22 protein-coding genes are annotated in these 21,114 nt (G+C 61.8%); 8 read left to right on the top strand and 14 right to left on the bottom strand.

The features are described 5' to 3' along the window. Positions 1 to 30 precede the first annotated feature (30 nt). From nrdH to BTW08_RS00415, 7 genes are all read left to right on the top strand, one after another. Positions 31 to 255: a glutaredoxin-like protein NrdH gene (nrdH, locus tag BTW08_RS00385; protein WP_075560527.1), complete on the top strand. Its 225-nt coding sequence runs from the start codon at positions 31 to 33 to the stop codon at positions 253 to 255. An 82-nt stretch (positions 256 to 337) separates the two neighbouring features. Further along, complete coding sequence (gene nrdI, locus BTW08_RS00390; RefSeq protein WP_075560528.1) at positions 338 to 742, top strand: class Ib ribonucleoside-diphosphate reductase assembly flavoprotein NrdI; 405 nt, start codon at positions 338 to 340, stop codon at positions 740 to 742. After that, positions 724 to 2,901, top strand: a complete 2,178-nt coding sequence (gene nrdE, locus BTW08_RS00395; protein WP_075560529.1) for a class 1b ribonucleoside-diphosphate reductase subunit alpha — start codon at positions 724 to 726, stop codon at positions 2,899 to 2,901. Before nrdI ends, nrdE begins: the two co-directional genes overlap by 19 nt. A gap of 97 nt (positions 2,902 to 2,998) precedes the next feature. Next, positions 2,999 to 3,979, top strand: coding sequence for a class 1b ribonucleoside-diphosphate reductase subunit beta (nrdF, locus tag BTW08_RS00400; protein ID WP_075560740.1), 981 nt, complete (start codon positions 2,999 to 3,001; stop codon positions 3,977 to 3,979). Positions 3,980 to 4,177: 198 nt separating this feature from the next. Beyond that, entirely contained in the window at positions 4,178 to 4,951 is a 774-nt protein-coding gene (locus BTW08_RS00405) for a hypothetical protein (protein ID WP_075560530.1), read from the top strand. Positions 4,952 to 5,111: 160 nt separating this feature from the next. Then, positions 5,112 to 5,732 (top strand): NUDIX hydrolase, encoded by a 621-nt coding sequence (locus BTW08_RS00410; RefSeq protein ID WP_075560531.1) that lies wholly within the window; start codon positions 5,112 to 5,114, stop codon positions 5,730 to 5,732. Positions 5,733 to 5,831: 99 nt separating this feature from the next. Next, positions 5,832 to 6,488, top strand: coding sequence for a tellurite resistance TerB family protein (locus BTW08_RS00415; protein ID WP_075560532.1), 657 nt, complete (start codon positions 5,832 to 5,834; stop codon positions 6,486 to 6,488). On the opposite strand, the gene BTW08_RS00420 is transcribed toward BTW08_RS00415, so the two are convergent. Further along, positions 6,485 to 7,726, bottom strand: coding sequence for an MFS transporter (locus BTW08_RS00420; protein ID WP_075560533.1), 1,242 nt, complete (start codon positions 7,724 to 7,726; stop codon positions 6,485 to 6,487). The genes BTW08_RS00415 and BTW08_RS00420 overlap by 4 nt on opposite strands. A gap of 175 nt (positions 7,727 to 7,901) precedes the next feature. Here BTW08_RS00420 and BTW08_RS00425 point away from each other — a divergent pair, with 175 nt between their 5' ends. Further along, positions 7,902 to 8,483, top strand: coding sequence for a TetR/AcrR family transcriptional regulator (locus tag BTW08_RS00425; RefSeq protein WP_075560534.1), 582 nt, complete (start codon positions 7,902 to 7,904; stop codon positions 8,481 to 8,483). Positions 8,484 to 8,495: 12 nt separating this feature from the next. Here BTW08_RS00425 and BTW08_RS00430 read toward each other — a convergent pair whose 3' ends face one another. The 13 genes from BTW08_RS00430 to BTW08_RS00490 form a co-directional block, all read right to left on the bottom strand. Next, positions 8,496 to 9,545, bottom strand: a complete 1,050-nt coding sequence (locus tag BTW08_RS00430) for an EscU/YscU/HrcU family type III secretion system export apparatus switch protein (RefSeq protein ID WP_075560535.1) — start codon at positions 9,543 to 9,545, stop codon at positions 8,496 to 8,498. A 34-nt stretch (positions 9,546 to 9,579) separates the two neighbouring features. Next, a complete protein-coding gene (locus BTW08_RS00435) occupies positions 9,580 to 13,122 on the bottom strand; it encodes a hypothetical protein (RefSeq protein ID WP_075560536.1) in 3,543 nt (1,180 codons plus the stop codon). A gap of 174 nt (positions 13,123 to 13,296) precedes the next feature. Continuing rightward, a complete protein-coding gene (sctT, locus tag BTW08_RS00440) occupies positions 13,297 to 14,115 on the bottom strand; it encodes a type III secretion system export apparatus subunit SctT (protein WP_075560537.1) in 819 nt (272 codons plus the stop codon). 30 nt (positions 14,116 to 14,145) lie between these two features. Then, positions 14,146 to 14,415: a type III secretion system export apparatus subunit SctS gene (gene sctS / locus BTW08_RS00445; protein ID WP_075560538.1), complete on the bottom strand. Its 270-nt coding sequence runs from the start codon at positions 14,413 to 14,415 to the stop codon at positions 14,146 to 14,148. Between the two features lies 1 nt (position 14,416). Further along, a complete protein-coding gene (sctR, locus tag BTW08_RS00450) occupies positions 14,417 to 15,076 on the bottom strand; it encodes a type III secretion system export apparatus subunit SctR (RefSeq protein ID WP_075560539.1) in 660 nt (219 codons plus the stop codon). Continuing rightward, a complete protein-coding gene (gene sctQ, locus BTW08_RS00455) occupies positions 15,069 to 16,241 on the bottom strand; it encodes a type III secretion system cytoplasmic ring protein SctQ (protein WP_075560540.1) in 1,173 nt (390 codons plus the stop codon). The genes sctR and sctQ overlap by 8 nt, the downstream gene beginning before the upstream one ends. After that, positions 16,238 to 16,720 carry a hypothetical protein gene (locus BTW08_RS00460; RefSeq protein ID WP_075560541.1) on the bottom strand — a complete coding sequence of 161 codons (483 nt, stop codon included), beginning with the start codon at positions 16,718 to 16,720 and terminating at the stop codon, positions 16,238 to 16,240. The genes sctQ and BTW08_RS00460 overlap by 4 nt, the downstream gene beginning before the upstream one ends. Further along, positions 16,717 to 18,144, bottom strand: a complete 1,428-nt coding sequence (locus BTW08_RS00465) for a FliI/YscN family ATPase (RefSeq protein ID WP_075560542.1) — start codon at positions 18,142 to 18,144, stop codon at positions 16,717 to 16,719. The genes BTW08_RS00460 and BTW08_RS00465 overlap by 4 nt, the downstream gene beginning before the upstream one ends. Beyond that, positions 18,141 to 18,728 carry a type III secretion system stator protein SctL gene (sctL, locus tag BTW08_RS00470; protein ID WP_075560543.1) on the bottom strand — a complete coding sequence of 196 codons (588 nt, stop codon included), beginning with the start codon at positions 18,726 to 18,728 and terminating at the stop codon, positions 18,141 to 18,143. Before sctL ends, BTW08_RS00465 begins: the two co-directional genes overlap by 4 nt. Beyond that, positions 18,725 to 19,411, bottom strand: coding sequence for a hypothetical protein (locus BTW08_RS00475; protein WP_075560544.1), 687 nt, complete (start codon positions 19,409 to 19,411; stop codon positions 18,725 to 18,727). Before BTW08_RS00475 ends, sctL begins: the two co-directional genes overlap by 4 nt. After that, positions 19,408 to 20,196 carry a type III secretion inner membrane ring lipoprotein SctJ gene (gene sctJ, locus BTW08_RS00480; RefSeq protein ID WP_075560741.1) on the bottom strand — a complete coding sequence of 263 codons (789 nt, stop codon included), beginning with the start codon at positions 20,194 to 20,196 and terminating at the stop codon, positions 19,408 to 19,410. The genes BTW08_RS00475 and sctJ overlap by 4 nt, the downstream gene beginning before the upstream one ends. Before the next feature lie 36 nt (positions 20,197 to 20,232). After that, positions 20,233 to 20,682 (bottom strand): hypothetical protein, encoded by a 450-nt coding sequence (locus tag BTW08_RS00485; protein ID WP_210403157.1) that lies wholly within the window; start codon positions 20,680 to 20,682, stop codon positions 20,233 to 20,235. 219 nt (positions 20,683 to 20,901) lie between these two features. Next, positions 20,902 to 21,099, bottom strand: coding sequence for a hypothetical protein (locus BTW08_RS00490; protein WP_075560545.1), 198 nt, complete (start codon positions 21,097 to 21,099; stop codon positions 20,902 to 20,904). Positions 21,100 to 21,114: the final 15 nt, after the last annotated feature.

The raw sequence follows: 21,114 nt of genomic DNA on the forward strand, positions 1-21,114 counted from the left end.
GGGCGATTTTTCCTGTCAAGGATGGTTATCATGAGCATCACGATCTATAGCAAGCCTGCCTGCGTCCAGTGCAACGCCACGTATCGCGCCCTGGACAAGCAGGGAATCGACTATACCGTGGTCGACCTGACCCAAGATGCCGCTGCGATGCAGCGTGTCCAGAATCTGGGTTATCGTCAGGTCCCCGTCGTGGTGGCAGGTGAAGATCACTGGGCCGGCTTCCGTCCGGACAAGATCAGCACGCTGGTAGCCTGATCTGACCCTTTCGAATTTGTCGGGCTAGCGTGGAACCGGGTTCCGCGCTGCCGAAAACCGCGCAGGGCGCAGGAGAGCCGTCATGGCTGGGCTGGTCTATTTCTCGACCAAATCAGGCAATACACGGCGCTTCGTCGAAAAGCTGGGATTACCGGCAAACCGGATTCCACTGAACCGAAGCGACCCGTCCCTGCAGATTGAAGAACCCTATATTCTCGTTGTACCGACCTACGGTGATGGCGACCCGCGTTCCGCGGTACCCGCGCCAGTCATTCGTTTTCTGAATGACGAACACAATCGGTCCCTGATTCGCGGCGTGATCGCCGGCGGCAATACCAACTTCGGCCATTCCTTCGGTCTGGCCGGTCGAGTCGTTGCGCAAAAGTGTCAGGTACCGCTTCTCTATCGTTTTGAACTGATGGGCACTGTCGAAGATGTCCATCGAGTCCTCGCAGGAGTGACCGAATTTTGGAAACGCTCAGCCTAGATACCGGTACGGCAGCGCGACCCGCCGCCGGCGCCGAACATAACGCCAAGGCGCTCGACTACCACGCGCTCAACGCCATGTTGAACCTGTACGATGCCGACGGCCATCTGCAGCTCGACAAGGACCGCGAAGCGGCGCGTCAGTATTTTTTGCAGCACGTGAACCAGAATACGGTGTTCTTTCACTCGCTGAAGGAAAAGCTCGATTATCTGGTGGAAGAGAGCTACTACGAGCAGAGCGTGCTCGATCAGTACGATTTCAGCTTCGTCACCGCGTTGTTCGATCAGGCCTATGCGGCGAAGTTTCGCTTCCAGAGTTTCCTGGGCGCGTTCAAGTATTACACCAGCTACACACTCAAGACGTTCGACGGCAAGCGCTATCTCGAGCGTTTCGAAGATCGTGTCTGCATGGTCGCGTTGAGTCTGGCTCGCAGCGACGAGACGCTGGCCAAGCAGCTGGTCGAAGAGATCATTCATGGCCGCTTCCAGCCGGCGACGCCGACCTTCCTCAACTGCGGCAAGCGTCAGCGCGGTGAGCTGGTGTCGTGCTTCCTGCTGCGCATCGAAGACAACATGGAGTCCATCGGGCGCTCGATCAATTCGGCGCTGCAGCTCTCCAAGCGTGGTGGCGGCGTGGCGTTCTCGCTCTCCAACATTCGTGAAGCCGGCGCCCCGATCAAGCGTATCGAGAACCAGTCCTCCGGCATCATTCCGATCATGAAGATGCTCGAAGACGCCTTCTCCTACGCCAACCAGCTGGGCGCGCGTCAGGGCGCGGGTGCGGTCTATCTCAACGCGCATCATCCGGACATCCTGCGGTTCCTCGACACCAAGCGCGAGAACGCCGACGAGAAGATCCGGATCAAGACGCTGTCGCTGGGCATCGTGATGCCGGACATCACCTTCGAGCTGGCCAAGCGCAACGAGGACATGTACCTGTTCTCGCCCTACGACGTCGAGCACATCTACGGCGTGCCGTTCGGTGACATCAGCGTCACCGAGAAGTACGAAGAGATGGTCGCCGACGGTCGTATCCGCAAGAAGAAGATCAACGCCCGCGAGCTGTTCCAGACCATCGCCGAGCTGCAGTTCGAATCCGGCTACCCGTATCTGATGTTCGAAGACACGGTCAACCGCGCCAATCCGATCCACGGCCGGATCAACATGTCGAACCTGTGCTCGGAGATTCTGCAGGTCAACACGCCGACCGAGTACGACGACGATCTCGGCTACCGTCAGGTCGGCGAGGATATCTCCTGCAACCTGGGCTCGCTCAACATCGCCAAGACCATGGATTCGCCGAACTTCGGCACCACGGTGGAAGCGGCCATTCGCGGTCTGACCGCGGTCTCCGAGATGAGCAACATCACCTCGGTGCCGTCGATCGCCGAAGGCAACGCCAAGTCGCACGCCATCGGCCTGGGGCAGATGAACCTGCACGGTTATCTGGCGCGTGAGCACATCCTCTACGGTTCGGAAGAAGGGTTGGATTTCACCAACATCTACTTCTATACCATCGCGTTTCACGCCATTCGCGCTTCCAACCGCATCGCCATCGAGCGCGACAAGCGCTTTGCCGGCTTCGAGAAATCGACCTATGCCAGCGGTGAGTACTTCGACAAGTACACCGAGCAGGCGTGGGAGCCGAAGACCGAGAAAGTGCGCGGGCTGTTCGAGAAGAGTGGTATCGAGATTCCGACCCAGGACGACTGGCGCGAGCTGAAGGCATCGGTCATGGCTCATGGGCTCTTCAACCGTAACCTGCAGGCGATCCCGCCGACCGGTTCGATCTCGTATATCAACAACTCCACCTCGAGTATCCACCCGGTGACGTCCAAGGTCGAAATCCGCAAGGAAGGCAAGCTGGGTCGCGTCTACTACCCGGCGCCGTATCTGACCGACGACAACCAGGAGTACTACCAGGACGCCTACGAACTCGGCCCGGAAAAGATCATCGATACCTACGCCGAGGCGACGCAGCACGTCGATCAGGGCCTGTCGCTGACGCTGTTCTTCCGCGATACGGCGACCACCCGTGACGTCAATAAGGCGCAGATCTACGCCTGGCGCAAAGGTATCAAGACGATCTATTACATTCGTCTGCGTCAGGCCGCCCTCGAGGGGACGGAAGTCGAGGGCTGCGTTTCCTGCACTCTGTGATCGTCCTTCCATAACGACCGACTTTGCGTGAACGCGCCGGGAAACGATGGCGAAACGTCTTTCCCGGCGCCAACCGAACGAGAGCACTCCCATGGATATGCCCGCTACCTCTGCCGCCCGTCACCTGAATCGGGTCGATGCGATCAACTGGAACCGTCTTCAGGACGACAAGGACCTGGACGTCTGGAACCGCCTGACCGGCAACTTCTGGCTGCCGGAGAAGATTCCGCTCTCCAACGACATTCCCGCCTGGAATACGCTGACGGAGAAGGAGCAGCAGCTGACGATCCGCGTTTTTACCGGTCTCACGTTGCTCGACACCATCCAGGGAACGGTGGGCGCGCCGGCACTGATCGAAGATGCGGTAACCGCTCATGAAGAGGCGGTTATCACCAACATCAGCTTCATGGAGTCGGTCCATGCGCGCTCCTACAGCTCGATCTTCTCGACGTTGTGCACCACCCGCGATGTCGACGACGCCTATCGCTGGAGCGAAGAAAACCCGTTCCTGCAGAAGAAGGCCGAGCTGATTCTCGAGCGCTATCGCGCCGAAGACCCGCTGATGCGTAAAGTCGCCAGCACCTTCCTGGAGTCGTTTTTGTTCTACTCCGGCTTCTATCTGCCGATGTACTGGTCGAGCCGCGCCAAGCTGACCAATACCGCTGATTTGATTCGTCTGATCATTCGCGACGAAGCGATCCACGGTTACTACATCGGCTACAAGTTCCAGCGTCAGTTGGCCAAGCTGCCGGCGGAGCGTCAGGAAGAGGTCAAGGTCTACGCTTACGAGCTGCTGCACGAGCTCTACGACAACGAGGTCAAGTACACCGAGTCGCTCTACGACGACGTCGGCTTCACCGAGGACGTCAAGAAGTTCCTCCACTACAACGCCAACAAGGCGCTGATGAATCTGGGCTTCGAAGCGCTGTTCCCGGCCAGTGTCACCGATGTTAGCCCGGCGATCCTCGCCGCGCTGTCGCCGGGATCCGACGAGAACCACGACTTCTTCTCCGGCTCAGGCTCCTCCTACGTCATCGGCAAGACGGTCAGCACGGAAGACGACGACTGGGCATTCTGAGCTTCATGCGAGAACGGGTCATCGTGTTTCCTGAAAACCGCCTCCGGGCGGTTTTTTCATGTCGGCACGAGGGGAACGACAATGTCAGGCTTTGCCGATTTGGTGATTCACCCTTCCACGTTCACTGCACACTGCCTGCACGAAACGGCGAGATAGTACTCCTGCACCGCGTCTCGGTGCGCAACCGGAGTCGAAGTCATGAAATTTCAAAAATCACTCATCGCGCTGGCCGTTGCCGCTTCCACCTTGTCACCGCTGGCCCTGGCTGCAGCCACTGAACAACCCAAGCAACCCGCGCCTCACGAAGCGCGCATGGTGCATGGCAATCCGCTCAAGGACGCCGTGGTCGCCAGCTGGAATCTCGACAAAGACGAGCTGGCCAGTCTGGCCCAGGCCGACAGCGATTTCCGCGCAGGCCTCAAGCAACTGCACGGTGATTCCAATGATGGCGACGACAAGGCCGCACCGGAACAGCGTCGCGCCGCGATGGAATCCCTGCTGGAGCAGCAGCGTGAGCAGCTGGCCGGCGTGCTGACCGACGAACAGCTGCACGCCTACCAGATGCTGGAGCGCCCGCGGCCTTCGATGATGCGTCATCACGGTGGCCCGAAGATGGATCCGGCGCAGATGAGCGCACAGCTCGAAAAGCGTTACGCGCCGCTGTTCGCGACCTGGGATCTGAACCAGGATCAGAGCACCAAGGTGCTGAACGCCGAACGCACCTTCTTCGATGGTCTGCATCAGCTCAAGCGCCCCGATCCCAAGGCTGACGAGGCGGCGAAAGACTCCCGCGGCGCCCAGTTCAAGCAGCTGCTCGAACAGCGCCACAGCGCGCTCTCCGAGGTGCTCGACGACGAGCAGGTTGCCGCTTTCGAGGCGCTGACCCAGCCACCACGCGGCCCGCATCACGGCCCGCATGGTGGCCCGAATCATGGCCCGCAGCCGAAACACGAAGCGCCCGCGGCCAGCTGAAGCCATCGCCACACCTGTCGATTGTCAGCATTGCGAGCCCTTCTCCGGAAGGGCTTTTTCGCGTCTCCCCTCATACCATCGCCTGACGTCTCCAGCCGCAGTTGTTAGTCTTTAGCCGAACGCGCCTTGTCATCCACCCTCTGCGATCGGAAACCCTCTCATGGAAGATCAATGGCTCGCCTGGGCCAAACGCCTCTCGGCGCTGGCCGGTACCGGGCTGCACTACTGCCACGACAAGTTCGACCGCGAGCGCTATGAAGAGGTCGCCGAGCTCTCGACCGCGATGATGGCGGCGCTGGGCGATATTCCCATCGGTCGGGTAAATCTGGCGCTGGGCGAGGGCGAAGGGCACGTCACGCCCAAGATCGATGTGCGTGCGGCGATCATCGACGACGGCAAGATTCTGCTGGTGAAAGAGAAGATGGACGGGCGTTGGACGATGCCCGGCGGCTACGCCGAAATCGGGCTGTCGGCAGCCGACAACACGGTCAAGGAGGTGTGGGAAGAAGCCGGCGTCACGGTCGCGGTCAAACGGCTCTACGCCATCCGCCACAAGGCCAGGCACGCCTACCCGCCGGACGTGCTCGATTTCTACAAGCTGTTCTTCCTCTGCGAGCGCCTCGACGGTGCGCCGCTCGATCCCGGCCATGAAGTGCACGATGCCGCCTATTTCTCGCCCGCCGAGCTGCCGCCGCTCTCGGAGCCTCGCGTCATCGCGCGGGACATTGCCGATGCCTTCGATTTCCATGCCGACCCGCATCGCGCGGCGCTGATCGATTGAGTCATTTGTCGCCGACGTTAAACCTCCTGACATCGAGGCGGTCTATTCAAGGGCAGGGCTTCCCTGCATCGGGGCGAGTGGAAACTGACGGGAGGGGTAATGAACGCACAGAAGATTCTTTCGCAGATCATGAAGCAGGCCGGCGGTGGCGGTAAATCGTCGTCTGGCAATAGCGGCTTCGACGTCAAGTCGCTGATGGGCGGCGGTGCGCTGGGCATGCTGATCGGCAGCAAGCGTGGTCGCAGCATGGGTGGCAAGGCGATCAAGTATGGCGCATTGGCCGGCCTCGGCGCGCTGGCGTGGAAGGCCTGGCAAACGCACCAGGAGAAGTCCTCCGCGCCCGACGCCGCAGCCACCACCGAGACCGACCGGCCGCTGGAACAGCTCTCCGGCGAACCTCAGGAGACGCGAAGTCTGCTGATTCTGCGCTCGATGATCGCCGCCGCCCGTGCCGACGGCCACATCGATGCCCAGGAGCGCGCCGCATTGGCCGAGCAGATCGACGCACTGGGCGCCGACGATGAACTGCATGCCTGGGTCGAACAGCAGATGGCCGCGCCGCTGGATGCCGATGCGATTGCCCGCAATGCGGATTCACCCCAGGCGGCGCGCGAGGTCTATCTGGCCAGCGTGGCGATCGTCGATGAGCAGAATCCGATGGAACGAGCCTGGCTCGATCAACTGGCGGCGGCGCTCAAGCTCGACGGCGATCTGTGTCGAACGCTCGAGCGGCAGGCGTCGGAAGCGTCGTTTTAAGCGGGGCTGTGGCATCGCGCCCGAGGTTCGGCCTCGGCCTCGGGCTGGCGCTGCGTCAGGGTGCCGAAAAACGCCGCCAAGGATAGCAATGCCACCAGGCTGCCATAGGCGTAGGTGGTGGGGATCAGACCGAAATGTTGGGTCGCGATGCCGCCGCAAAGCGCCAGGGTGCTGGCCGACAGGTAACAGATCACGTAGAACGCGGCCATCAGCGCCGACCGCTCGGTAGGCGGCGCCAGCGGCATGACGACGCGCATGGCGCCCATGAACGCGGCGCCGAAGCCGATACCGGCGATCGCCGTGCCCACCAGCAGGATCGCAACCGACTCCCGATAGACTCCCAGCAGCAGGCCGGCCATGCCGACGATCAGGCAGGCGGTGCCCAGCAGCACGGCCAGCCTTGGTGGTTTGGCGCGCAGGATCAGCACGCTGATGCCGCCAATGAAGGGCAGCAGAAACGTGATCAGGCAGCCCACCAGCGGATTGTGTACGCCGCTGATCGTGCCCACCAGTGTCGGCCCCAGCGACAACGAAAAGCCGCCCAGCGCCCACGACGAGACCACGGCCGGAATGACCCGGAACAGCGGACCGCGCACGGCCGGCGGGATTGTCGCGCGGGGGCGAAGCGCCGCCAGTGCGCCGGGCCTTGGCGTTACGCTCTCCGGGATCCGACGCAGACACAGCCCCATGACGACGAGCATGACGATCAGGACCCCGTAGACCAGGCGCATGGGCGCCGGGGCGTAGGTCACCAGCAGGCCGGCGATGAGCGCACCGATTCCCATCCCGGACAGCGGCGCGATGCTGGCCAGCACTGGGCCGCGGGTATGATCGCTGTCGAGCATTGCTGCCGCCAGCGCGCTGGTTACGATTCCAGTGGCGATGCCTTGCAGGATTCGCGCCGCCAGTACCCACGCAAGCCCGTCGGCGACCAGGAATAACCCCAACGACAGGATCTCGCCCACGATGGCGATGGCGACGACCGGGCGTCGGCCGATGTAGTCCGATAGCGAGCCGGTGGTGAGCAACGCCAACAGCAGCGCGAACACGTAGCTGGCGAAGACCAGCGTCAGCCAGGTCGTCGAGAAGTGCCAGGTCGACTGGTAGATCTGATACAGCGGCGTCGGAGCGCTCGAGGCGGCGAGGAACGTCACCATCAATACCGCGTAATAGACCAGCGACCCGAGCCTGGGCGCGGGGTAGACATTGGTCGAGCTGCAAGGGGTAGGCGGTGACATCGAGGAATCCGTTAATGCTAAAATTTTGCGTTAATGATAGTCTGACCGTGCCCGGCGAATAAAGCAAACGCTTTGCGTTTAGTAGCGGAGCGATGGATGTACCTTATCCGCACCAGGTTTCATTTCGCCGGTTTTAGTCGATTGGATTCATCGAACAGCGCTTGCGGAGAGAGTCATGGCGATCAAGGAAGCCGTTAGGCCAGGGGGGCGCAGCGCCCGCGTGCAGGAAGCGGTCCATCAAGCCGTTCGCGAGCTGCAGACCATCAAGGCTCGAGACGAGCTGACAGTGCCGCAGATCGCCGAGCGCGCCGGGGTTACACCTTCGACGATCTATCGTCGCTGGGGCAATCTTTCGGAGCTGGTGGCCGACGTCTCGGTGGAGCGGATGCGTCCCGACGAGGATCCAGCGGATACCGGCACGCTTGCGGGTGACCTGCTGGCCTGGGGGCAACATTACCTCGAGGAGATGACATCGGTGCCGGGTCAGCGCGCGCTCAACGACGTCATGGCTAGCGCTCATGACGAGCGGCGAGAGCGCTGCTGCCGTTACAGCGAATCCCTGATGACGACGTTGCACGATCGAGCCCTCTCCCGCGGCGAAACGCCGCCGCCGATCTGCAAGCTCATCGATGGCGTGGTCGCGCCGATGACGTATCGCCTTCTCTATGACCGCGATTCGGCAACCGTCGACAATCTGCAGCGTTGGATCGACTGCACGCTGCAAGACGGTGACGCCGGGGTCGCATACCGCCAATAAATCCGTTGACTGTCATATCAGCTTGGCTGCCACCAGCAGATCGGCGACAGACTGAAAGGTCCCATCGGGAATCGGGTCTCCATTACCGGCGCGTCTGGCGATGCTCTTGGCCAGCTCCGCATCTGCCGACCGCGGAATATGCCGAGGAATCGAGCTCGCCAGCAGAGCGGTCGCCTGTGAGGGGTCTGCCTTGCAGGTGACCAGCGGTACCGGTGTTTCGCCACGTACGTAGCGGATGCCGACCAACCAACCATCTTCGGTGCCGATCATCATCGAGGCATGTTGTACGCCGACCTTGGCATTCAACTGATGCATTTCACGGCGGCGTTTGCGGCGCTCCTGGTTCATCGTCGGATCGCCTTCCTGATCCTTGCGCTCGCGCTTCTGTTCGGTTTTGGTCATGCGCTGGTCGCGCCGAAACAGCCAGCGCTGCAACATCACGTCGAAGCCCCCGACCAGCAAGAACGCGATCAATGCGGTGATGACCAGTGGCTGCAACAGATCGATGAAAGTGCCCTGGATGCAACCGAAGCCGCAACTTGAGGATTCCATCAACGATTGCAGACCGAGCCGATAGACGATGACCAGCGCAACGGCCAGGGCCAGCATCTTGAATAGCGACTTCAGGAACTCGGTCAGGCCGCGCACCGAGAAGATACGCTTGAAACCCTGTACCGGGTCGATCTTCTCCGCTTTGGGCAGCACCGGTTCGGTGGCGAAGACGAAACCCTGCGAGACCACGATGTTAGTCAGCACGATGATCACGAAAGTGAGCGCCACCAGCGGCAACACCGACAGCAGCAAAACCTCTCCCGCCTGCGCCACCAGGCGTGGCCATAGCGAGTCGAAGGGTTCGGTATAGAGCTGCGCTGTCGTGTCGAGCAGGCCCCGGACGCGTGCGATGATGTCGCTGGCACTGACCGCGATGTAAAGCGTGCAGGCCAGCATCACCATTGCCGTGACCAGATCCGCGCTTTTGGAGACCTGGCCCTTTTTGCGCGCATCGCGAAGTTTCTTCGTCGATGGCGGTAGTGTCTTCTCTTCGGAAGGTTGCTCGCTCATGCGCTCATGGTGTCATGTCGGTTTCTGCCGAATCTCAAGCCATCTGAGTCTCGAGGTTGCTGCCGTCACCGGCGTAATCCTCATGATTGAAATCGTCCCAGCCCGATTCGGGCAGGTGGCCCTCTTCAGTGTAGAACGCGTATTCGTCGCTACGGTATTCGAAAATGCTCTGGTCATCGGGCGCATCGCGCTGACCGTAGTTCTGAATATACTCTTCGAGAAACTCGTAGCGGTTCAAGCCATCTTCGGTCAGCAGACCGTCCTCGTCCAGGGACGTGAAGAGATCCTTGAGATCGGCTTCATGGCTCTCGAGTGCATTGGTGCGCTTGATGTCCTGGACGATGGAGAAGGGTAACGTCGCGAGCGTCAGTGCGGCAGATACCCAGAAAAGCGGACCGGTGGCGGCGCGAGCAACGGCAATACCCTTGAGCGCCGCGAGCGAGGAAGCGCCCCCGGCAAGGCCGAAGGCACCAGCGGCGACGGTCACGGCGCCCTGGCCGATGGTGGCACCATCGCCACTGTCGGCGCCGCGCTTGATCATCAGCCCACCAAGCGCGATATCCAGCGCGCCGGTGGCCGAGTTGGCTGCGCCATCCAGAACCCTCAGGAAGGAGCTCACGGAACGTGTCGTCGTGGTGGCGTCGGGCAATGCCGGGTTCTTGGCGAATCCGTCCTTGGCGCCTTTGACGACTTTCCCGGCGTCGTCATAGGAGATATCCAGTTTCTTGGCCAGGGTCTCCTGATCGCCGACAGGAGCATCCTTGATGATCTGCTGCATGTTGTCGCTGAAACGCTCCCACGTATGAGGATCGGGAGCGGGTGCCTTACCCTTGACCTTGTCGTCGCCCCAGATCTGCGGCAGCGTCTTGTCGAGGCCCAGCATGGCATTGACGTTAGTGCCATTAACCTTGTCGATGATGTTGCTACCGAGATTGACGAAATGCTGGCTGGCGCCGAAGAAGCTGATGAATTCCTTGGCGATCGCCATGCGTCCTTCGGTGGTGTCGGCGAGTGAACCACCCTTGCCGGCCAGCTGATAGATGCCCGAAGCGAGCGAGATCAGACCGCCGGCCGAACCCAGCGCGCCGTTGCCGTTGAGCGTGCCGATCAGCGACATCATGCCGCCATTGGTCTTTTCGTTGAGCGCCTTGTATACGCCGTTCTTCATCAGACCATCGATATCCTTTTGGGTGATCGAGCCATTCTTCTGGAAGCGATCCCCGAGCTCCTGTAGCGCCTTGCCGAAGTTCTTCGCCGTCTGCTGATCGTTGAGGTATTCGTTGACGAACTTATCGATCGTCTCCGCCGTGCGTCGTGGAATATCGACACCGGCGCGCTTGAGTGCGGTCAGAACGGTCTTGACCACGTCCTGAGTCGCGGTCGCGGTATTGGCATCGTTGATCTGGTCGGGATTGGCGATCAGGTCGTCGAGATCGGTGACCATCGAATCGACCTGCAGATTCTGGGCGAATTCAGCTGCCTTGTCGGTCTCTTCGGTCGCCGGGAATAGCGTGGAGAGGGCATTGTAGGTCTTCGAAATATCCTGTTCGGCGAGTTCGCCCTGTCCGCTCTCGCGGAGGTCGTTGATGTAATCGATGTACGCCTCGCTGAACGCCGTTTCCTCCAGCCGAGAGGCGATATCATCTTTGTTGGCGACCTTGCTGACGGCGCCTGTCTGTGCCGATGCGTAATCCTTCTGCACGGCTTCGGAGGCAAACAGGTCGCCAAGACGAGCATCGAGTTTTTCGCCATCGACGACCGATGACAGATCGTCGCCGCTAGCGTGATCGAGACTCAGTCCCTCGGAGATGTCGAGTCCGACCAGATCCAGACCGTTTTCGAGCGCACCCTGGGCGCGCAGGGCTCGGTAGAACTGGGCGCGCTCGTCGTTCTTGTCGATGCTGCCGTCTTCGATGCCCGTCTTCCACTCTTCGATCAGGTTCTGCCAGGTCAGCTCGCTGACGGTTAACTTGCGTGAACTGTCGTCCGGGTCGGTCTCGCTGGTCTCCATCGACTGAATGTCGACATCGCTGAAGGCTGGCAGGTCGTGATCGCGCCGCGCCGTATCCAGCTCCGCGTTGTCGGCCAGGCGCTGGGTGTTGGTCTCGCCACCGTGCTTCGACCAGTAGCCGTCGAAGACATTGGTGACCTTGTCGCCGTCGTCACCCGCGGCACTACCGATGCGCGCGCGCAAATCATCGTTGACCTGAGTCACGGCATCGCTCGCGTTGACGCCCTCCCTGACCTTGCTGTCGATCAGGTTCTGGTAGAGCTGCGACAGCGTTTCAGAACTGTCGATATGCAGAATGTTGCGGCTGTCGGTGAGCGTGCCGCCGGCCATGGCAGAGGCCAGGGCGTTGAGGTTGTCTTCGTAGCTCGGGTTATCTGTCACGGTGTTGTCGGCGAGAAAATTGTCGTACCCGGCATAACCGGCGCTGATGGCGTCGTCCTTGCCGCCGTGACGATCCCAGTAGCCGTTGAAGACGTTGAGACCGTCATCGCTATCTTTTCCGGTATTGCTTAGCGCATTGCCGGTGCGGTCAAGCAAATCGCTCTTGGCGTCGTCGATGGCCGCCTGGAGATCCGGGGCGTCGCCGCGCTCACGCTGCTGGTCGAGCTGATACTCCACCAGCTGGCTGAACTGGCTGGCGGCGTCTCCCGTCAGCGGTCTCACCTTGCGGTCGTCGATATCGATGCCTTCGGCCATGTCGGAGGAGAGCGAATTCAGCGTGTCGTCGTAGGCGATGTCGGCCTCGTCGCGATTGGCCAGATAGCTCTCCTGGGCCAGCTCCTCGGTGTCCTCTTCGCCACCGTGACGCTTGAAATAGCCGTCGAAGACATTGGCGACGTCGCCACCGCCGACGCTGTCGATGCGCTCGCGCAGATCGTCGTTGACGTGATCCATCGCTTCCTGAGTATCGTCGCCCTGATCGATCCGGTTCTGGATCAGATTCTTGTAGAGTTGGGAGAGCGTGTCCGATGAGTCGAGATGCAGGATCTTGCGCTGGTCGGTCAGCGTGCCGCCGGCCATCCCCAAGGCCAGGGCATTGAGCTTGTCCTCGTAGTCGGGGTTGTCGGTCAGCGTGTTATCGGCCAGATAACCGTCGTAGGCGTCATAACCCGCGTCGATCGCGGCCTCTTCGCCGCCATGGCGCTTCCAGTAGCCCTCGAAGACATCGAGTCCCTTGTCGGCGTTGCGGTCGGCGTTGTCGAGGGCATGTCCGATGCGATCGAACAGCGCTTTCCTGGCGTTGTCGATCGCCTTGGACAGGTCGGGGTTCTTGCCGTCGGCGCGCTGGGCGTTGAGCTCGGCGGTGACCAGCTTCTCGAACTTGTCTGCGGCGTCTCCCGTCAGGCTGGAAACCCGGCGCTTGTCGATGTCGATGCCTTCCGCCATGTCCACCGCCAAAGAATTCAGCGTGTCCTCGTAATCCTGACTGCCGGGCTCGAGAGTTTCCTTCTCCTTGCCGCCATCCCCGGCCATCTTCTGCGCCAGCTTGAGCAAGGAGGTGAAAACTTGAGTGGGGGCGGACGAGATCGTGCTTTTGTCGAGGGTGACATCATCGTTGACGCGCATCGGCTTGTTCTCTCTGGAAGGCGTTGGCTCGAGGACGCCGACGTTCGATCCATGAAAAGGACGGGGCGGCATCGCGGGAAAACGTCTCCAGTATTCAGGCGCCGGATGACGACCCGATGGCAGCGGCGAAACGCTGAGTAACGGACTGTATGGCTTTAGTGGGGCGGAAGACGGCTATCGCATGGCGCCGAGAATGGCCTCGAGGCGGCCCATGTTGAGATTGACGATATCGAGTTGATCCACCATCAACGGAATCAGGAAGACCACGTAGATCAGCATCAGGAAGGCGAACAGCAGGTTCTTGATCGGCAGCGAGAGATCGAAGGCGTGGAGATTGGGCGCCATCCTGGCGACGTAGGCCAGCATCAGGTCGGCGATCAGCAGCGCGATCACCAGCGGGGCGATCATCAACACGCCGATTTCCATCACCTGATCGAGCAGCCCGAGCAGCGCCATCGCCGAGGTTTCCGAGAGCAGCGGGATGAAGTCCACCGCCGGCCACAGCGCGTAGCTGCGATAGAAACCGTCGAGCAGCAGCATGAAACCACCCGTGATGAAAAACAGTGCCAGCAGCGTGATCGTCATCAATGTCGAGGTCACGCCGGACTCGGTGGCCCCCATCGGGTCGACGATCTGCGCCATGGTCGAGCCGCGTTGCAGATCGATCAGTTCTCCGGCGACCTCGGCGGCCCAGAACGGCACGCCGAACACCAGGCCGATAGCGACGCCGACCAGCAGTTCCTTGATCACCATGCCGGCGACGCTGAAGGTCGACAAGGTCTCCGCGTTCACCATCGCATCGAAAAGCGGCACGATCAGCGGCATCGAGATCGTCACCGCCACGGCGGAGCGGATCATGCCGGTCAGTCCCAGTCGATTGAACGCGGGTGTGACCAGCACCATTCCCAGTGCTCGCGCCACACCGACCGCCGCCGCGGCTATCAGTGGATAGGCGAAGTCGGTGAGGAACTGAGCAAAATCTTCGTAGTTCATGCGCGCGGCTCGTTGAAGCTGGCGCCGAGCCTAGCGTGACCAGGCGGCAAAATTATCCAACACCTGATCGGTGATGTTGACGATCTGCCCAGCGAGCAGGGGGCCTGAGACGATCAGCACCAATAGCACTGCCACCAGTTTGACCGCCTGGGGCAGTGTCTGGTCCTGAATCTGGGTCAACGCCTGCAACAGACCCACACCGAAACCGACGGCGATCGCCACGAGCAGTGCGGGTGCCGAGACCAGCAGCACCGTCCACAGGGCGTTTTTCATCAGTGAGAGGAAAATGTCGTCCGTCATCCTAGCCGCCTCCGTAGCTCAGAATCAGTCCATGCATGAGTCGCGACCAGCCGTCCACGGCCACGAACAGGAAGATCTTCAACGGAATCGAGATCAGTGTCGGGGAAACCATCATCATGCCCATCGCCATCAGCACATTGGAGACGATCAGGTCGATGATCAAAAACGGGATGTAGAGCAGGAAACCGATCTCGAAGGCGCGGGTCAACTCGGAGCTGACGAAAGCCGGTATCAGCACGATCAGATCATCGCTTTGCAGGTCTTCGCGCGCCTCGTCCGACCACAGCGTGCGAGTCGCATCGATGAAAAACGCACGTTCGCGCTCACTCGCGTAGCGGGACAGATACTCCTGCAACGGCCCGCGTAGCGCCTCGCCGGTCTGCTTGATCTCCTCGACGTTGGCCAATCCTGCCGAGCGCTGTTCGAACTGGTGGGCCATCTCCCCGATCAGTGGCGTTGTGATGTAAACCGTCAGGATCAGCGCAATGCCGTAGAGCACCAGGTTGGGCGGCGTCTGCTGCACGCCGAGGGCGTTGCGGATCAGAAACAGCACTACCGAAATCTTGAGAAAGCCCGTCATCGTGACCACCGCCAACGGCACCAGGCCGATAGTGGCGACCACGATGATGATCGCGATCAAGTTGGGCTGGAACTCAGTCATTCCCGGCGTGTCCTTCATCGAGCGCGAGCCTTACGATCTGTACCCCGATGGCGTCGCCGATCGCGACCAGGCGCCCACGCCCCATCCGCCGGCCGTTGACGACCAGGTCCACGGCTCGCTCCGGTTGGCGTTCCAGCGGCAGTACGCTGCCTTCACCGAGCTTGCGCAGCTCGCCGAGCGACAGTTCCAGCCGGCCCAGCTCGCAGGTCAGCTGTACCGGCAGGTTATCCATGACAGCATCGGCTTCCAGCGAGGGTTGGGTGGGCGATTCTTTTTTGTCCACAGGGGGTTCGCTCATGACACTCTCTTCGAGGGATGAATTCGCGTGTGACTCCGGACGATTCGCGATCAACGGCCCAGTGGCCTGAAGTCCGGTTTCGCCAAAACGAGCGCGGCAGCCGAAGTGATCGGCCAGATTCAGTTGTACCTCATCGTCCGTCGCCGTATCGAGCATGACCACATCGCCGGGACGCAGGCTGCGGAACTCGCCCAGCGTCAGCGTTTGCCGGCCACACTCGACCCGAAGTGTGGAGATGATGCCATTGGCCGGCGCTCGCTGTGCCGGAAAGGCACGGTCGAGCTGCGGCAGCAGCCGCTCGGCGGTCGGAATGGCAAGATCGAGGGCCAGCGGGTGAGATTCGCCATCGAGCTCGAGGATGAAACAGAGACGCATCGTGGACTCGGGCGGTGCCGATTTGCCGGGTATCAGACGAATGCCCGCGCCCAGTGAAGCCTCCAGCGGCTCTAGCCACTCGAGCCAGACGACTTCCAGCCACATGGCGGCCAGTTCGGCATCGACGTCGTGCCATTCGCGCAGGCGTTCGGGATGCTGGCTAAGTCGATCGAAGGCTCGAGTGCTACCGCTTAGGGTTAGCCGTTCCTCGCCAAGACAGAGCGTGATCGCCTGCGCTTGTTCGACCTGCGTGTTTTGGTCGAGCAGACGCAGGCTGGCCACATGGCCGTGCCAGTCGAAGCCGAGCGGCTGGCGGAGCACGTGCAGGGCGTTATGCAGCGCGAGCCGGGAGGCCTCGACGCGTGGCAGTGCCGATATCGCCAGCGGGGTGACTCGGGCCGCTGTGGTATCTCCCGGCGAATCGGCTGTGTCGGTCGTGTCAAACAAGGGCTGGAATCGAGTCTCGGGCGGCGCCGACGACAGGTTCGTCATGTGATGTCTCCTTGCCCCTGGCGCGCCTCTTCCATCTCCAGTTCCGCCAGACGCTCAGCATTTATCGCCATGGTGCGCTGTTGATCGGTTTGCAGACGTTCCAGCGCCCGCTGGGCTCGCAGGCGTCGGCCCCATTCGGCGGCCTGTGCATCGCGTTCTTCTTCGGCGAGCTTGAGATGACGCGCCTGCGATCGGCGCTCGTGAAGCAGCGTCTCTCGATGCGCGGCGTCGTCGGCCATCGTCTGTTGCCAGTCGGCCAGCGCTTCGGCGTTGAGCGGGCGATTCTCGCTGGCTTCGAATTGTGCCTGGTCCCGTTGATTGGCGCTGCGTTGGTGTTCCACCAACGATTGCTCCAGTACCTGACACTGTGCCGCCAGATCTTTGCAGTGGCGCTGGCCTGTCGCCAAGGCTTCCTCAGCCAGACGCGTGCGCTGACGTCGCAGCTGCATCAGGCGTTCGAGCTGATGCGGTGAGGTCATCGGGCGAGCTCCCTGAGCCGCTTCAGAGTCTCTGTAAAATCGCTGAGGTCATCCCGCGACTGGCGCAAAAAGTCATTGATCGCGGCATGCTTGCGAATCGCTTCATCGGTGGCGGCGTCGCTGCCCTCACGATATTCGCCCACCTGGAGCAGCAGCTCGACATCACGATAGCGTGCCATCAGGTCGCGAATCTTGCCGGCGTCGTGGCGGTGGTCCTTGCTGGCGACGGTCTCCATCAAACGGCTTCGGCTGGCCAGCACGTCGATCGCCGGGAAGTGATCGCGGCGGGCGAGATCGGCACTCAACACGATATGTCCGTCGAGAATGGCGCGCGACTCCTCGGCGACCGGGTCGAGCGTGCCATCACCTTCGGTCAGCACCGTGTAGATTGCCGTGATGCTGCCTCCGGAAGCGCCGCCGGGGCCGGCGCGTTCGAGCAGCCGGGGGAGAGCGGCGAACAGCGACGGCGGATAGCCGCGCCGGGTTGGCGGCTCGCCGGCGGCGAGACCGATCTCGCGCTGAGCGCGAGCAAAGCGGGTAAGGCTGTCGACCAGTAACAGCACGTCACGTCCCTGGTCGCGGAAATACTCCGCCACGCTGGTCGCGACCAGCGCGGCGCGGGCCCGCTCGATCGCCGGACGGTCCGAGGTGGAGACGACGCAAACGGTACGGCGTCGAGCCTCGGCATCGAGCTGGACGTCGAGCAGCTCTCGCACTTCACGCCCACGCTCTCCGACCAGCCCGAGGACGACGACTTCCGCGCTACTGCCTTTGACAATGGCCGAGAGCAACGAAGATTTACCCACACCGGGTTCCCCGAACAGGCCGATACGCTGGCCTCGGGCGACCGTATTGAGCGCGTCGATGGCGCGCACGCCAAGTGCCAGAGGATGCTCGATCAGTTGGCGGGTCAAAGGGGGCGGAGGCTCTGCATGCACAGGATACTCGTGCAGAGAGCCGTCGGTTCGTGAAGCGTTGGCGGTTGGTGGAGAGGCGGATTGTGAGGCGTCGACCGACGGCGCCGGCGGGGTGTCCAGCCACTCGCCGAGCGGGCTGATCACGCGGCCGAGCAGATCATCGCCGACGGCCACGCCCTGAGCGCGGCCGGTGGCGATCACCTCGCTGCGGGTCGATAACCCCTGCAGCTCGCCGATCGGCGAGAGCACGGCGTCTTCTTCCTCGAAGCCGATCACCTCGGCAGCGATGCGACGACCGCTGACGGGGTCACGCAGGTAACAGAGTTCACCGATGCTGACGCCTTCGATACTGGCGTGGATCAATAGGCCTCGAATCCGTCGCACTCGGCCGTTGATCTGGCGGGTTTCGGTCTGCGCGATACGTTCGCCGAGCCTCGGCAGCAGACCGTCGAGCGCTGTGAGGGCGTCGTCATTGTCGTCGGGCGTCGCGGATATCTCTGTGTTCATGCCGATGCCTTGCCGTCGAACAACGCCTGACGAAGAACGTCGAGCTGCGAATCCACGCCGATATCCATGACCGCAACCGGGCTGACCAGCAGGCACTGACCTGGCCCCAATTGGGCGTCGGCTTCGACCTGAAAATCGACCGTTACGGGCGGATGCTCGGCAAGCAGTACGGCCACGCGGGACTCCAGTGCCGGGGCCACGCGAATGCGCAGGCGATGTTCGTGACGCCACTCGGATAGCGCCTGACGTACGCAGCGGGCGATCAGATCGGCGTCATCGAACTCGCCGAGCAGTCTTCGGACCAGATTCAGCGAGAGTTTGGCAAGGGCGGGCTCGAGGCTCTCCAGATAGCGTTTGATGTCGGCCTGGGTTGTCGCCAGCAGCTTTGCGGCCTGAGCTTCGCCATCACGACGGCCGGCTTCGAAACCCTCGGTGTAACCGGTATTCCGCGCCTGCTGGGATTCGGCGGCCTGATCGTCTGCCCGCTGGCGTGCATGATCGAGAAAGGCGTAACCGTCGACCCAGGCTTCGGCTTCCGCGGCGCGCAAGATCACCTTGCCGGGGCGTGGGGGGAGTGAGTTCATGCCGGATCACCGCCTTGTCGAGTGGCCTGGTCCTGCATGACGTTACGCGAGAGTAGATGCGCTGCCGCCAGGCGGGCGATCTCTCTGGCCTTGTCCGTGTCCTCATGGCTGCCGATGTCGATGTGGTCGTCGACTGCAGGCTGTTCAGAGGAATCGCTGGCAGTTAGCTGACCGAGCCAACCCAACTGAAGCCAGGCTCGCAGCGAGGGCGGTCGTGTCTCCGCCCACACCAACAGGCAGCGGCTGCCGGCCCGTTCGATTCTGGTCTCGAAGGCATCGAGGTCATCCCCGACGGCTTCGTCGGCGTTGCCATGGCTGCGATGGGTCAAGGCCAGCGCATAGAGATCGGCGCCCAGACGCTGCTTGAGCGCGGCGACGCGTGGCGCCTGGATTTCGCGAACCACGGCATTGGCATGGACGATGACGCCGGCTGCACGCACGCAGTCCGTTAGCGCGGCGGCGTCCAGCTGGCGCAACGCGTGATCGGCGGCGTCTGCCTCGGGCAGTGCATCAATCGCGGGTAAGTTGTGGCGGCGCCGCAGTCGCTCGGTCAGGCGCTGTCGAAAACGCGGCTGCGCGACCCAGCGTTGCAGGGTCACATTCAGGGCGATGCCGTCCAGACATTCGACCCAGTGTGTCCGATCGATGCGCACCGGCAGTTCGGCGTCGGCCGCTGTCATCATGATGGTGTCGCCAAATCATAGGGGCGTTGGCGGCGCTGCCGCCAGATCAGCCAGCCCACCGCAAGGCTCAGTAACAGGATCGCCGCGATCATCAGGCCGAGTAACCACCCGACGCTGGCGACGCTGGTAGCCGGCATCGCGATGCCCAGGAACGAACTCATCATCGGCTGCGGCGTCGAGCGCGTCTCCTCCGGGAGGCGAGAGACGACCGGCACCACAGAGACCTTGTCGTAGGAGAGGCCGGCGATGCCGTTGGCGACCAGTGTCTTGATCTGGGGAATCAGCGGATCGATATCCAGCGACGGGATATAGCGCACGAAGACCGATGCCGACGACGGCGTGCTGTTCTGCTGCAGTAGATCGTTGTCCGGCAACACGACGTGAACGCGTGCCGACAGCACGCCGTCGATCTGGGAGACGGTGTGAGACAGTTCCTGGCTCAATGCGTAGATCATCTGGGCGCGCTCCTGTACGGGAGACGATACCAGACCGTTGCCCTGAAAGACCTCGCCGAGGTTGGTGAACTTGCGCTCCGGCAGGCCGGCGCGATCAAGCACGTCGACCGCTTCAGCGAAACGATCCTCGTCGACGGTCACCGTCATCTGGCCTTCGTCGTCGGACTGTCGATTGGCGGGAATCCCGTTGCGTGCCAGTGTGGCCACGATCACGTTCGCCTCGCGCTCATCGAGGTGCGTGTAGAGGTTGGTATCGCAGGCCTGCAGCAGTAGAGCCATCATTAGCCATGCAATGACCTGCAGCGGACGTCGATATGGATATCGGAACACGCGTGAACGGCTAAAGCGTCGATCGAAGTGCAAGTGTCATTGACCTTTCAGCAGAGTATTGGCCGAGCCGGAGACCTGCGTGGCGCCACGCACCACCATGGTGGTTTCGATAGAGTGATCGAAGACCTGCCCCAGCGAGTCGACGACCTTGGCCATTTTTTCATCGCCGATCGCGGAGGGCGCATCACCCGCATCCGGCGCTGGCGAGGTTTCATGGGTCGTTACCTTGGCGAAGCGGTCGGGCGCCTGCGCATCCGGAATCTTGGCCTGCTGCGCGAACGTGTTGACCCGGTCGACGAAACCGTCGAGGTTGTTGATCAGGTTCGAACCCAGCTCGCTGGGGCTAGCCCCGGCAGGAGAAGCGCCAGACTGACTCGCCATATGTTCGAACAGATTCTGCGAGGCCAGCGCCTTGGCGCTCGTTTCCGTTGCAGGGGGCGTCGGTGTCAACGCCCCGGCACTCGGTGGTGTCACGGGAGTCATCATTCACCTCGTCGTCAGGCTCGTGTCTTTTTCGACTGATATCGTCACCAGCAGCGCCGCGAACGGCAGCAACCGCCAATCTTTACTGCATCGAGTAGCGGTTGCTGCCCTGGATGTGTCGAGTCATGGAGTCGTTACTACCCGCTCCAGCTTTCACCATCAGGCCCACTCTTCACCACCCAGCTTGGTCTTACTCGCTCAGCTTGGTCTTCATCGCTCAGCTTAGTCTTCACCACCCGACATGGCTTCGCTCAGCATGTCTTTCATCATTGGCATCAGAATCAGCTGTCCGCCGACCTGGACCATGCCCTCGTTCATGGTTTCCTGGAATTTGGCGTTGTCGAGCGCGTCGTCGAAAGCCTGGGAATCGGTGGTCGAGTCACTGGTTGCGTTGCTGCTGCCTACGGCATCGATAGCCATGTATCGTCTCCTTCG

This window comes from Salinicola sp. MH3R3-1, assembly GCF_001937155.1.
Lineage (GTDB): Bacteria > Pseudomonadota > Gammaproteobacteria > Pseudomonadales > Halomonadaceae > Salinicola > Salinicola halophyticus.